This window comes from Seonamhaeicola marinus, from assembly GCF_008085455.1.
Map to the genome: position 1 here is coordinate 170,508 of NZ_VSDQ01000679.1, position 13,701 is coordinate 184,208.

General features: G+C 32.6%; 15 protein-coding genes. 10 read left to right on the top strand and 5 right to left on the bottom strand.

The window, feature by feature from the left end; genetic code table 11:
- Positions 1–85: 85 nt before the first annotated feature.
- The 4 genes from FUA24_RS11910 to FUA24_RS11920 form a co-directional block, all read right to left on the bottom strand.
- Positions 86–634, bottom strand: a complete 549-nt coding sequence (locus FUA24_RS11910; protein ID WP_148542559.1) for a CopD family protein — start codon at positions 632–634, stop codon at positions 86–88.
- Positions 635–639: 5 nt separating this feature from the next.
- Positions 640–1,659: a ferrochelatase gene (hemH, locus tag FUA24_RS11915; protein ID WP_148542561.1), complete on the bottom strand. Its 1,020-nt coding sequence runs from the start codon at positions 1,657–1,659 to the stop codon at positions 640–642.
- Between the two features lie 64 nt (positions 1,660–1,723).
- A complete protein-coding gene (locus tag FUA24_RS25205) occupies positions 1,724–1,879 on the bottom strand; it encodes a hypothetical protein (RefSeq protein ID WP_187388267.1) in 156 nt (51 codons plus the stop codon).
- 94 nt (positions 1,880–1,973) lie between these two features.
- Positions 1,974–2,870 (bottom strand): AraC family transcriptional regulator, encoded by an 897-nt coding sequence (locus FUA24_RS11920; RefSeq protein WP_148542563.1) that lies wholly within the window; start codon positions 2,868–2,870, stop codon positions 1,974–1,976.
- Between the two features lie 189 nt (positions 2,871–3,059).
- On the opposite strand from FUA24_RS11920, the gene hemA reads away from it, so the two are divergent.
- The 10 genes from hemA to FUA24_RS11970 all read left to right on the top strand — a co-directional run bounded on the left by hemA (position 3,060) and on the right by FUA24_RS11970 (position 11,034).
- Complete coding sequence (gene hemA / locus FUA24_RS11925; RefSeq protein WP_148542565.1) at positions 3,060–4,319, top strand: glutamyl-tRNA reductase; 1,260 nt, start codon at positions 3,060–3,062, stop codon at positions 4,317–4,319.
- Positions 4,312–5,886 carry a hydroxymethylbilane synthase gene (gene hemC / locus FUA24_RS11930; RefSeq protein ID WP_148542567.1) on the top strand — a complete coding sequence of 525 codons (1,575 nt, stop codon included), beginning with the start codon at positions 4,312–4,314 and terminating at the stop codon, positions 5,884–5,886. The genes hemA and hemC overlap by 8 nt, the downstream gene beginning before the upstream one ends.
- A gap of 3 nt (positions 5,887–5,889) precedes the next feature.
- Entirely contained in the window at positions 5,890–6,192 is a 303-nt protein-coding gene (locus FUA24_RS11935) for a DUF1330 domain-containing protein (RefSeq protein ID WP_148542570.1), read from the top strand.
- Positions 6,189–7,214 (top strand): uroporphyrinogen decarboxylase, encoded by a 1,026-nt coding sequence (gene hemE / locus FUA24_RS11940; protein ID WP_148542572.1) that lies wholly within the window; start codon positions 6,189–6,191, stop codon positions 7,212–7,214. Before FUA24_RS11935 ends, hemE begins: the two co-directional genes overlap by 4 nt.
- Before the next feature lie 3 nt (positions 7,215–7,217).
- Positions 7,218–7,772, top strand: coding sequence for a GNAT family N-acetyltransferase (locus FUA24_RS11945; RefSeq protein WP_148542574.1), 555 nt, complete (start codon positions 7,218–7,220; stop codon positions 7,770–7,772).
- Entirely contained in the window at positions 7,765–8,523 is a 759-nt protein-coding gene (locus FUA24_RS11950) for an EI24 domain-containing protein (RefSeq protein ID WP_148542576.1), read from the top strand. Before FUA24_RS11945 ends, FUA24_RS11950 begins: the two co-directional genes overlap by 8 nt.
- The gene (locus FUA24_RS11955) at positions 8,513–9,052 is read left to right on the top strand and encodes a GNAT family N-acetyltransferase (RefSeq protein ID WP_148542578.1); all 540 of its coding nucleotides are present in this window, start codon (positions 8,513–8,515) and stop codon (positions 9,050–9,052) included. The genes FUA24_RS11950 and FUA24_RS11955 overlap by 11 nt, the downstream gene beginning before the upstream one ends.
- A 62-nt stretch (positions 9,053–9,114) precedes the next feature.
- Complete coding sequence (locus tag FUA24_RS11960; RefSeq protein WP_148542581.1) at positions 9,115–9,687, top strand: transposase; 573 nt, start codon at positions 9,115–9,117, stop codon at positions 9,685–9,687.
- Positions 9,688–9,727: 40 nt separating this feature from the next.
- Positions 9,728–10,630 carry an oxygen-dependent coproporphyrinogen oxidase gene (hemF, locus tag FUA24_RS11965; RefSeq protein WP_148544266.1) on the top strand — a complete coding sequence of 301 codons (903 nt, stop codon included), beginning with the start codon at positions 9,728–9,730 and terminating at the stop codon, positions 10,628–10,630.
- A 68-nt stretch (positions 10,631–10,698) separates the two neighbouring features.
- Positions 10,699–11,034, top strand: a complete 336-nt coding sequence (locus FUA24_RS11970) for a YchJ family protein (RefSeq protein WP_246147033.1) — start codon at positions 10,699–10,701, stop codon at positions 11,032–11,034.
- 42 nt (positions 11,035–11,076) lie between these two features.
- Here FUA24_RS11970 and FUA24_RS11975 read toward each other — a convergent pair whose 3' ends face one another.
- Positions 11,077–13,701 carry a DEAD/DEAH box helicase family protein gene (locus tag FUA24_RS11975; RefSeq protein WP_148542585.1) on the bottom strand — a complete coding sequence of 875 codons (2,625 nt, stop codon included), beginning with the start codon at positions 13,699–13,701 and terminating at the stop codon, positions 11,077–11,079.

Genomic DNA, 13,701 nt, shown 5'->3' on the forward strand with positions numbered 1-13,701 from the left:
ACCTATAAAATTAGGAATTGGCAAGCTTATTTAAAGATACTTAAACACATTCTGTATTACAATATCCTGTTTTGTTAATTAGAATCTAAGCTTCTGGGTTCTTTTCGCGAATACGCTTATAGATTTTAAATCCTAGCATAATTAAAACGCCAAGCACCAACATACCGATAATACCCCAAATCCAATTAATACTGCTCTTTAGAATAACAAGAAATATTACTGCAAAAAGAATAAAAGTAGCACCTTCATTCCATATACGCATAAAGCTAGAAGTTTTCTTTACCACATCATTTTGCAATTGTTTGTAATACTTATGTGTTAGCAAATGGTATATGAATAGCAACACTACAAAGGCAAGCTTAACATGCATCCATGGTTGTTGTAACCATGCGGGATTAATTATAAGCAACCATACCGCAAAAATTGTACACAAAATTGCCGAAGGCCACGTAATGATATACCATAATCGTTTTGCCATTAACTTTAATTGTTTACCTAATATTTCTTTTTCTGGCGAAGGTTTATGAAAAGCTTCTATTTGATAAACAAATAATCTTGGTATGTAAAACAAGCCCGCAAACCAAGTTACTACAAAGATTAAGTGAAAAGATTTAATGTAATTATAGTATTCCATAGGTATTAGTTTTTAGACCAATCTTGTATCCAATTGGAAAGCAAGTTTACAAAGGCATCATCGTCATTTAAACACGGTATAGTAGTGAATGCTTCACCTCCCATTTCATGAAAAATTTCTTCTCCTTCCATGGCTATTTCCTCAAGAGTTTCTAAACAGTCGCTAACAAATGCAGGAGTTACAATGGCCATGTTTTTAATACCTTCTTTACCTAAACGCTCAATGGTTCTATCTGTATATGGTTGTAACCATGGATCGAACCCTAAACGTGACTGAAATGAGGTTGAATAACTACCTTCTTTCAATTGTAATTTCTCTGCAACCAATCTTGTAACCTCTAAACATTGATGCCTGTAACAAAACTCATGTGCCTTACTTGGTGTAGCACAACAACTACCATCTATTTTACAATGTGATTTGGTAACATCACTTTTTCTAATATGTCGTTCTGGGACACCATGATAGGAAAATAACAGGTGTTCATATGGCTTTCCTTCAAGGTGACTGCTAATAGAATTTGACAACACCTCAATATAGTCTGTCTTATTATAAAACGCCGGAACCGATTCTATTTTTAATTCTGGAAAATGCATTTTTCTAAGTTCCTCGGCCTTTACCAAAATAGTTTCGGTTGTTGCCATTGCAAATTGCGGGTAAAGCGGAAAAAGTAATACCTCATCTACCCCTTGATCTACTAGTTCTTGCAAACCTTTTAGAATGGTCATGCTCCCGTATCTCATTGCCAAAGCAACAGGCACCTCAACTTGTTTCTGGATTTTAGATTGTAGTCTTTCTGAAAGTACAATTAATGGCGATCCTTCTTCCCACCATATTTTTTTATAGGCTGCAGCCGAAGCTTTCGGTCTGGTTTTTAATATAATACCCCTAACAAGTAATGCTCTTGCAGTATACGGTAAGTCAATAACGCGACCATCCATTAAAAATTCGCCCAAATATTTTTTAACATCCTTTGGCTCTGGGCTATCTGGTGAGCCTAAGTTTACAAGTAAAACTCCCTTTTTCATGTTGTAAAAATACAACACAAATATTTAATAATATCTCTGGAAGTGGAGATTTAAATGATGTATTTTAGTTTTGTTTGTTATATGAATACGGTTTTCTTGTATCATCATAACAATCTTGAAAAATACCACAAGATTTACTTTGTCTTACCAAAGACTTGTCATTTGTAGTGCCGTTGTAACGCTTGTATAAAGCTTCGATTTCAGGTGATAAAAATTTCATTATTTGGGGTTTTAAATGATATATTTTTACTAATACTATTCAAAACTACAAAAAATACCCCAAACAAAACATATATGATTACATATTGTAATCATTAATTTAAAGACATAATGTATTTTTTCGGTGTAGTGCCGTATTTCTTTTTAAATGCTGCTATAAAATGGCTTGAGGTGCTATACCCTACTTTAAGGCCAACCTCATTAACATTGTTTTCGCCAGACTCTAGTAACTTTCTGGCTACTTCCATTTTGTAATCAAACAAAAAGCTAAACACGGAGTCGCCATAAATTTGTTTAAAACCTTCTTTTAATTTTTTAATATTTAAACCGATTTCATCTGCCAATTCTTGTAAGCTTGGAGGTTCTGCCATTCTAGACACAACAATATCCTTGGCCTTTCTTATTTTTATAACGTTGGCTTCATCTACTAAAAACGGACATTGTTCTATATCGGCATCTTCACTTCTATTAAAGTATAAGCTCAACAACTCGTAAGCCTTTCCTTTAAAATAAATGTTCTTAATAGAACTATTTAAATTATAGTTAATTAGCTGATTCAAAACAATAGCCATAGATGGAGAAATAGCGCCATCCTTATAATATTTCTTGTCCTTATTCTCTTCATTTAAAAATGAAATATAGTCGGCCTCTTGAGAAAACAATCCATGAAACTTTTGAATAGAAATAAGTATAGATACCATCCAAGAATTTGGTTCAATTTGAAGATTTATGGGTAACTCCCTTTGAGGGTTATAAAGTAAAAGTGAATTCTCTTCGTGAATATCTAAAGCATAGCGTCCTTGATTAAACATAAACTTTGCACTACCCTTTACACAGAAATGAAATTGAATAAAAGAGTTATTTATCTCTTTTACAGCACTTTGAGCGACACTTTCATCATTCTTAAAAGTTAGGACCAAAACATTTTCGTCAACTTTAGTTTCATCAAAAGTACCTACAGCGACATTTTTTTTAGGTGTATCGGTATTCATAATTCAAATATTATTTAGAATCGTTCTACATTAGTGTCATGAAAACTGCCGTTTTCACTACAAAAATATGACATTTATCATATTTTAATATAAAATTACGCCAAAAAACCGATATCGTTATTAAAAGTTCTTTGAGCGTTATTTTTTTTTAAGCTATGATTCTATTTTTGCTCCGCACAGTCAGGTAATATGCAAAACTATAACATTTCAAGAAGCAAAAATTTTTACGCCATTGGTCTTAGTTACAAAAAAGCCGATGCCGTAATACGAGGTCACTTTAGTCTAAGTGATGATGCGAGATTATGTTTGCTTGAACAAGCTAAAAACAATCATATTGAAAGTTTAGTTGTAACTTCTACGTGCAACAGAACTGAGATTTACGGTTTTGCAGAACATCCTTTTCAACTTATAAAATTACTTTGTGATAATACACAAGGTACTGTAGATGAGTTTCAAAAAGTAGCTTACGTTTATAAAAACAAAGAGGCTATCAATCATATGTTCCGAGTAGGTTCTGGTTTAGATAGTCAGATTTTAGGTGATTTTGAAATTATTAGTCAAATAAAATCTAGTGCTGTACTTTCTAAAAAGCACAGTTTACTAAATCCTTTTTTAGAGCGCCTAATAAATGCTGTAATACAAGCAAGTAAGCGTATTAAAACAGAAACTGAATTATCCTCTGGTGCTACTTCCGTTTCTTTTGCTTCGGTTCAATATATTCTAAAAAATATTGAAGATGTTTCTAATAAAAACATTTTACTATTTGGAACGGGTAAAATTGGTAGAAACACTTGTGAAAACTTAGTAAAACATACCAAGAACGAGCATATTACTTTAATTAACAGAACTAAAGACAAAGCCGAAAGAATTGCGGGTAAGTTTAATTTATTAGTTAAAGACTATGCCAATCTTCAAGAAGAACTTACAAATACCGATATTTTAATTGTAGCTACTGGAGCACATAGACCTACAATTGATAAACATATTATTCAGTCTAAAAAACCTTTACTAATTCTTGATTTGTCTATTCCTAAAAATGTAGATGAAAACGTTAAGGAACTAGATAATGTTACGTTGGTTCATCTGGATTATTTATCGCAAATGACGGATGAAACTCTAGAAAAACGTAAGGCGTATATTCCGCAAGCTGAAAACATCATCTCTGAGATAAACACCGAATTTGGTGCTTGGTTAGAAACAAGAAAGTTTGCGCCTACCATTAAGGCTTTAAAACATAAACTTGCTGATTTTGCTACTGCTGAAATGGATACGCAACGCAAAAAGTTGTCAGATTTTAACGAAGAGCAGGCCACATTAATTAGCAACAACATCATTCAAAAAATAACGAATCATTTTGCACACCACCTTAGAGATGGCAATAGTTCTACAGACGACAGTTTAGAACTTATTAAAAAGGTGTTTCAGTTAGAACAATCCCACAATGTCTAAAATCATAAAAATTGGTACTCGCGATAGTGAATTGGCGCTATGGCAAGCTAAAACTGTACAACAACTACTTGAAAATTTAGGATATAAATCTGAACTAGTTCCTGTAAAATCTACTGGAGATATTGTTTTAGACAAGCCTCTTTACGAGCTTGGAATCACCGGTATTTTTACAAAAACTTTAGATATTGCTTTGCTAAATCACGATATTGATATTGCTGTACATTCTCTAAAAGATGTTCCTACAATTTTACCTAAAAGCATTAGACAAGTTGCTGTTTTAAAACGCGGTAATGTGAATGATACCTTGGTTTTCAAAAACAATGAAGAGTTTTTAGGATCTAAAGAAGCGGTGATTGCCACAGGTAGTTTACGCAGACGCGCACAGTGGTTAAATAGATACCCAACACACACTATTACAGACTTACGTGGCAATGTAAACTCTAGACTAGAAAAATTAAAGAACAACGATTGGAACGGCGCTATTTTTGCCGCAGCTGGTATTGGCAGAATTGGCATTAGACCAGAGGAATCTATTAATCTAAGTTGGATGATTCCTGCACCAGCGCAAGGTGCCATTATGATTGCTGCTCATCAGGACAACCTTGATGTTATAGAGGCTTGTTCTTATTTAAATCATGAGGAGACGGAAATTTGCACCACCATAGAGCGTGAATTTTTAAATAAATTAGAAGGAGGCTGTACGGCACCAATAGGCGCTTTAGCTAGAATTAAGGATGGTGAGGTGTCTTTTAAAGGTGTTCTATTAAGTAAAGATGGTAGCAAGAAAATTGAAGTTACGAGAACCGAAAAACTTGGAAAACATCAAGACATAGCTGCTTACGCCTCAAATTATATCATTGAACGTGGTGGAAAACGTTTAATGGATGATATTAAAAATGAAGGTAAAAAGACCAATGTATATTCAACAAAGTCTTTAAGCGAAGAACAACGTTTACTATTTAATGAAAAAGTAACACCAAAAAGTTCGGATTTCATTAAAACCAATCCAAATAGAATTCATAAACATGTAGTAAAAGACACTATAGATAATGTAATTATTACTAGTAAAAATGCCGTTGACGCCTTGTTAATGAATTTTTCACCAGAAGAATTACAGTTTAAAAACATTTACTGTGTTGGTAGACGAACCAAACGTTTAGTGGAGAACAAAATTGGAAAGGTTACCCATTCAGAAAAAAACGCGAAAGCTTTAGCCGAGTATTTGGTTGAGTATATAGAAGGTACCGAGGTTACTTATTTCTGTAGTAATTTGAGATTAGATGATTTACCTAATATTCTTGAAAGCAATCATATAAAAGTTAATGAAGTTGAAGCTTACCAAACAAAATACGATGCTATTGAATTAGATGACTCGGTAGATAGTGTGATGTTCTATAGTCCATCAACAGTACAGAGTTACAAACAGAAAAATGATAAAGATGTTATTGCTTTTTGTATAGGTGAAACTACCGCTAAAGAAGCGAAAAAACATTTTAAAGAGGTTAAGATTGCCAAAGTACCAACTGTGGAAAGTGTTATAGAATTGGTAAACGATCATTATGTATAACTAATGATTTACATTACGGCTTTTCTTTTTATAAATGATGACAAAGAGGATTTGTATAATCAATATGAATCTGAAGTGCTTCCGTTATTAGAAATTTATAATGGGAAACTCATTTACAGAATTAAGCCGAGCGATGCAGATTACATAAATGCTGAAGAAGAAAAACCATATGAAATCCATTTTATATCGTTTGAAAACGAAGCCGGATTTAATGGGTATTTAAATAATACAAAACGTCTAAGTTTTAACAATTTAAAAGCGCAATCTATAAAGACATCTTTTATAGTTAAAGGAGAAAAATTATGATAAAGAACGATTTATTTTTAAGAGCATTAAAAGGTGAAACAGTAGATAGACCACCTGTTTGGATGATGCGCCAAGCAGGGCGTTATTTACCAGAATTCATGGCTATCCGTGAGAAATACGACTTTTTTACACGTTGTAGAACACCAGAATTAGCTAGTGAAATTACTGTGCAACCTATTCGTAGATATGGCATGGATGCTGCTATTTTATTTAGTGATATTTTGGTAATTCCTCAAGCCATGAATATTGAGGTGCAAATGAAACCTAATTTTGGTCCTTATTTACCAAATCCTGTTCGCACTCAAAAAGATGTTGACAATGTAATCGTTCCAGACGTAACTATTGAATTAGACTATGTATACCAAGCTATAAAAGCAACTAAAGAATTACTGAATGATGACATTCCTTTAATTGGTTTTGCTGGTTCACCTTGGACCATTCTTTGCTACTGCGTACAAGGTCAAGGCAGTAAGACATTTGACAAGGCTAAAGAGTTTTGTTTCACAAACCCAGTTGCAGCTCATCAAATGCTTCAAAAAATAACAGACACTACAATTGCCTACCTTAAGGAAAAAGTAAAAGCAGGTGTAAATGCCGTGCAGGTTTTCGATTCTTGGGGAGGTATGTTATCACCAACAGATTATCAAGAATTTTCTTGGCAATACATTAACCAAATTATTGAAGCCTTAAAAGATGACGCTCCTGTGATTGCTTTTGGTAAAGGATGTTGGTTTGCGCTTGGAGACATGGCAAAAAGTAATGCATCCGCTTTAGGAGTAGACTGGACCTGTTCTGCTCAAAATGCGCGTTACTTAACAGGTGGAAATATTACGCTTCAAGGTAACTTTGATCCATCAAGATTATTATCGCCACCTTCAGAAATTAAAAAGATGGTAACCCAAATGATTAATGATTTTGGAAAGGACAAATACATTGTTAATTTAGGGCATGGTATTTTACCAAATATTCCATTAGATAATGCTAAGGCATTTATTGATGCCGTAAAAGAATATAAAAGCTAAAACTTGAATACAGAAGACTATATACTTGTTCGAATTAACACTATTACTTTTGAAGATTTCTTCAACTTAATAAAACTAAACGAATCGTATATAGAAAAAGGGTTTGCGGGTACCGTGAGAAGATGTGCCACCAAAGAAGGCGCCAAAGAACTCTTTGATGAATGGATTTCAGAAGAAAACAAAGGGAATACCTATTCGTTTTTCATTAAGTATGTTGAAACCAATAACTTAGTTGGTTTAGTTAACATCCAAAATGTCAACAATGAAGTAAAAAAGTGTGAGTTAGGCTATTTTATTTCGCAACAAGCTACTGGCAAAGGAATTGTTACTGGCTTAACTAAACAGGTTGTAACATTTTGTTTTGAAAGTTTACAAATGAATAAAGTGCTTCTAAGAATTTCTCCAGAAAATATTGGAAGTCAAAAAGTAGCACTTAAACTAAAATTTAAGCAAGAGGGTATATTACGTGAAGAATATTTGGGTTATAACAATAAATACGAAGACCTTGTATACTTTGGAATGCTTAAATCTGAATATTTAAACCTTCAAAATGATTAAAAACATTTCTTCTGGTATTAAAGCATATTTTGGTGCTTTTGGTTTAATTTCCAAGCTTAAACTTTGGAAATTCTTTGCTATTCCAATGCTAATAAGCTTTGTAACAGCTATAGTTATTTTTGGTTCTGCTTATGGTCTTTCGGACAATATTGGTGGTTTTATTTCAAGAATCTGGATTTGGGATTGGGGTCATGAAACCTTTAGCGCTATTAGTTCTTTTATAGGTGGTTTAATTGTACTAGTTATTGGTTTAATCCTTTTTAAACATATCATAATGGCCTTGTCCGCCCCATTTATGAGTCCTGTTTCGGAAAAAATAGAAGCCTACTTAACAGGTAAGGAGACACACTACCACAGAAACACAACATTTTCGCAACAGCTAGCTAGAGGTATTAGAATTAACCTTAGAAACCTAGGAATGGAATTACTATTAACCCTTCCTATTTTACTATTAAAATTCATTCCTATTATTAATATATTTTCAACGGTAATACTCTTCTTAATGCAAGCTTATTATGCCGGATTTGGTAATATGGATTATACTTTAGAACGTCATTTTCAATATAAAGATAGTTTACAATTTGTTAGAAAAAATAGGGGATTGGCTATAGGAAACGGCATCATATTTTTACTAATTTTATTAATCCCTATTATTGGATTTGTTTTGGTGCTACCGCTATCTGTAACTGCAGCTTCTGTAACAACAATTAAAGCTTTAAATGTAAATAATAAACTGCAACATGTTGTTTAGTACGGACCTTTTTGAAATTAACCCTGTAAGCCAAAAAGATGCCTGGAGCATATGCGATTTTGCCGTAGCCAATGAAGACAGGTTACAACGTTTCTTCCCGCTAACATTAAAACAAAATTTAACACCAGAATTATCTCATATTTTTGCATCAAAAAAAGAGAAAGAATACCATAATAAAGAGGAATTTTTATTTACTCTAAAACCAAAAGATTCAAAAAGAGTCATTGGCTTAGTCTACATAAAAGAATTAGACTGGACAACAAAGCAAGGAGAGTTTGCTTATGCTATTAGTTATGACTTTGAAGGCAAGGGTATCATGACCTCATCGGTTACTTTTTTATCAGATTACGCTTTTAATGAATTAGGACTAAAAACACTTCAAATTATAGTTTACAAGGACAATTTACCAAGTGTAACTGTGGCAAAAAAATGTAATTTTAGTTGGGTAAAGACCTTAGAAAAAGGTTATACACCTCCAAACGAAACCCCTTTGGATATGGAACTATATGAGCTTTATAAAGAGAATTAAATGAAAGACAAATTTTCATCCTGCAAAGTTTTCAAAACCTTGTAGGTATTAAACAAAAGGCCATGTTAGAAAAATTAGAAAAAGACCATTATTACCACATCTACAATAGAGGAATAAACAGTTCTAATATTTTTATGTCTGATGATAATATGGACTATTTTTTAAAATTAATAGACAAACACCTTAAAGAAAAAATAGAAGTTATTGCTTATTGTTTAATGAATAATCATTTTCATCTAATTACCAAAGTTAACACAGAAGGACCCATAGCAACACAATCCCTTTCTAATCTTTTTAATGCATATGCCAAAGCTTTCAATAAACAGCAAAATAGAACTGGTAGCTTATTTGAAAAACACTTCAAAAGAAAAAAAATTCTAAATGAAGAATATTTAAAAAACCTAATCCTTTATGTTCATAAAAATCCTCAAAACCATAAAGTGATTAATGATTTTAGGAACTATAAGTTTACATCCTTTAATTCTTACTTAACCTCTTCTTCACCTGAAAAAAATTATGTTGTGAGTCTATTTGAAAATATTGAAAACTTTAAATTTGCTCACGAAAAAGACCTACAAGGTTTTGAAAACCTTGCAGGACAAGAAACACACACAACAAATACGTCTATACCATAAGACCTTAATGACTTTGTAAAGCACAAATATGAAAGTTTCAATGAAAGACAAATTTTATCAATACATACAAGATTTACAAGATAGTATTACATCTAAGTTAGAAACTATTGATGGTAAAGCAACATTTCAAGAAGACATATGGAAACGGCCAGAAGGTGGTGGTGGCCGCACTAGAGTTATCCAAGAGGGAAATGTATTTGAAAAGGGCGGTGTAAATATTTCTGGTGTTCATGGTAAACTACCAAAGTCTATGCAAACTTATTTTAACGTGGGCGATGTAGATTTTTTTGCCTGTGGATTAAGTTTAGTTATTCACCCAAAAAGTCCAATGGTACCCACAGTACATGCCAATTGGCGCTACTTCGAAATGTATGATGAAGATGGCTCTATCGTAGACCAATGGTTTGGTGGCGGACAAGACCTTACACCATATTATCTTTTTGAAGAAGATGCAAAACACTTTCATCAAACATGTAAAACTGCATGTGACAAGCACAATCCAGAATTTTACCCTAAATACAAGGAACGATGTGATGAATATTTCCATAATGCGCATAGAAATGAAGCAAGAGGTGTAGGTGGTCTATTCTTTGATTACTGCAAAGCTTCTGAAGATATGACCATGGAAAACTGGTATAATTTTGTAACCGAAATTGGTAACAGCTTCCTAGATGCTTATGTACCTATTATTGAAAAGCGAAAAGATTTGCCATATACGGATGCCCATAGAAACTGGCAAGAAATACGACGCGGACGTTACGTAGAATTCAATTTAGTTCATGATAAAGGCACGTTATTCGGATTAAAAACCAACGGACGTATAGAAAGTATCTTAATGAGTTTACCACCTCATGTGCAATGGGTTTATGACCATCATCCTGAAACAGGAAGTGAAGAAGAAAAGTTAATCCAAGTATTAAAACATCCTGTTAACTGGGTATAAATTCAATTTTATAAGCTATAGACTGTTATTGCGGAAGTTCAAAACAATATTCTGACTGCTGTGAAAAAGTGCATAAGAATATCGCTGAGGCTAAAACTGCAGAGCAACTTATGAGATCCAGATATTCTGCTTTTGTACTTGCAAATGGCGATTATTTAATGAAAAGTCACCATAGTACTACCAGACCAGTTAAGGAAAAGAAAGCTATAGTAAAATGGGCAAAATCTGTTGAATGGATAAAACTAGAAGTACTAGAAACAACTCGAGGTACTCTGCATGACACCGAAGGCACAGTAACCTTTAAAGCCTATTTTTATGAAAAAGGAAAAGTAGACGTTATCCATGAAAAATCTAAATTTGTAAAAGAGAATAATTGCTGGACCTACTTAGGTTTATCTCAATAAATTATGTCTCATTTTTAAAGACACAAAACCAAGCATTTAGTACTATCTCCAGGCAACCACTTTTTTAGTTGTCTTTTTAAAGGCATTATGTACATGAAACAGTCGCGCCTTTAGCAATAGCTTCCTACCTACCTTTGTTCGTGTATAAATTAGCCTATTCTTTCCTAAATAATGCTCCCAATACTGTTGAAATACAAGAGCATGTTTCTTTTTATCTCCAAAAATATCTGGTATTGGGTAAAAGTTTTCAATATCCAGATTCTTTCTAAAAGGGTTTGTCTTTACAATTAAATATCTAGGCGATTCTACTGGATCTAAAAGTTGGGCTAATGCATTCGAAAACAAGGCATTTTCAAATAGAGTTGCCCCTTTAAGATCACACATTACATCTCCATTATCAAAGCGTTCCGATTCAACATACACAAGAAATTCATTAGTAGTCATAAGGCCTAATTCATACATTGTATCCAAAATAACCAACCCCATTTTATTAATCTTCTTATCTAAATATCCATGTTTAATGTATAGTACTAAAGCTTTGTAAAGGTTCCTGCCAAACTTAAAAATAAAGGCTGCTATAAATGCATACAGTAGATAGGTAATCCCTTTATTAAAAAGCATATTTATACTTTGCAAAAAGAACTCAATATAGAACATAAGCATACCAAGAAGTAATTCAACTACAAAGTACCGAACTACATCAAAAACGTATAATTGCCTTTGTTTTTTAAATGACTTTTTTCCTTGGTAAAAGTATCGTGTTTGTTTTACTAATTCGCCTCCCTTTATTATTGCTTTATTCCAGTCTTCCTTAGTTTTAGTTCTGTCTTTAGCCCTTTTAAAAGTATTGTAATTAATAGATTCAATCTTCTTAGTACCAATTTGTTCAGGTAAGTACAACCGTTCAAATCCTGTTTCTATATAAGTGTTTTCAGTATTAGAAACCCCAACAAAAGCATCAAATCTTCGTTTTAAAATTTCAATATCTCTACCTCCATTGACGTCTGAAGTATCTAAAGACACTAAGTGCCAAATATTTCCTGTTTTATTAGGCTTATCAGGATCTTTTCTTATTGCTCTTCCCCTCATCTGATTTGAAGATACAAAGGACCCAACAAAAGATGCTAAAATCAAAGTGTTAATAGATGGTGCATCCCACCCTTCTCCTAAAAGAGATTTTGTGCCAATCAATATCTTTATAACACCTTCTTCAAAAAGTTCTGTTACTAAGGCAACTGTACTTTTAGTTGATTTACTTTTAGCCGAAACCAATAAAAATTCACTAGAATTTTTAAGCGGTGTAAATGAAAAACCGTTTTCCTTAACTAAATTGGTTACAGACTTATGAACAACCACAATACTTCCAGTAAGCAACGCCAAACCAGAAACATTAGGAATTGATGTTCTTAAATAATGGAATATGGGTACTGCTCCGATTTTATTAATTGTAGTTACTTTATCATCTTCAATATTTAAAAACTCTTTTCGTATATAGTCAGTTAATATAACACAGCTTAAATTTTCTTTTAAATTCTCAAGCTCATAATTAACTACATCAACTATACTTTTTAGCTTACTAGGGCTTCCTGCTAAAGATTTATAGAGCAATTCATTTCCAATAAAATTGACTCTTTTTTTCTCAAAAACATTCAGTTTTCTTAACTGCTTCTCTAGATTTAACAAATAGTCTTCATGTTCCAATAGTTGTTCTCTATCTTCAACTAATATATTTTGAAGAAGAATTTCTAACCATTCTAATTCTAAGGATGGAAAAGTTATTTTTTCATTCTTATTAAATCCTAAGACTTCTAATTTTTCAGATTCAATTAATATTCCACAAGCATTTAGAAAAATAACAATGGAAGAAAAATACTTAGTATTGCTATACAACTCTTCAAAATACATTTCAGGATTTTTATAAAACCGATGTTGTTTTAAAATTGAAATAAAGGTATCATCAGCCAATAACTGATCCTTAAAATTGGCAATTTTAGATCTAAATTCAACTATAAAATTAATTGCAACATCTTCTGGTTTTGAAAAATACACAAAGTCTTGATGCGGACTTAAATCTGTTTCTTTAACAAGGTTGGGTACAGCAATTTCATCATCAATCTCTCCACAAAGTTCAAAATATTTAGAAAGCTCAGTTTTACTACTATCATAAGGTGGTGTTGCTGTTAACGCAACCACATAAAATTCACTGCTATTTTTAAGGCTTATTAAGCAATTCCACCACTCATTTTTTAAATGATGCGCCTCATCTAAAACCAATGTTTCAATTTGGTGCTCCTTAAAAAAAGCATGGTATTTTTCTTTGTCGTCAAAAGATTTGTAAAAAGAAAATAACGACTGATATGTTATAAAGGTTATGTCGGCGGGTTCCTTTACATCAAACGAAAAATAGTTATACGTTTTATCTTTTAGAAAAAACGTATCAATTCTCTGTTTCCATTGGTTTCTAATAGCTAAAGTTGGTGCAAAAACAAGGGCTTTCTTTCCTAACCTTCTAACTATTTCAATACCTAGAATGGTTTTACCAGACCCTGGAGGTGCAATGACATGAAAATGATCATCAGATATATGATTATCAAAGCTTTTTAATAATTTATCTTGATAACTTCTCCATTGAAATTTAAATTCAAAGGAATCACAGTAATTACGCAA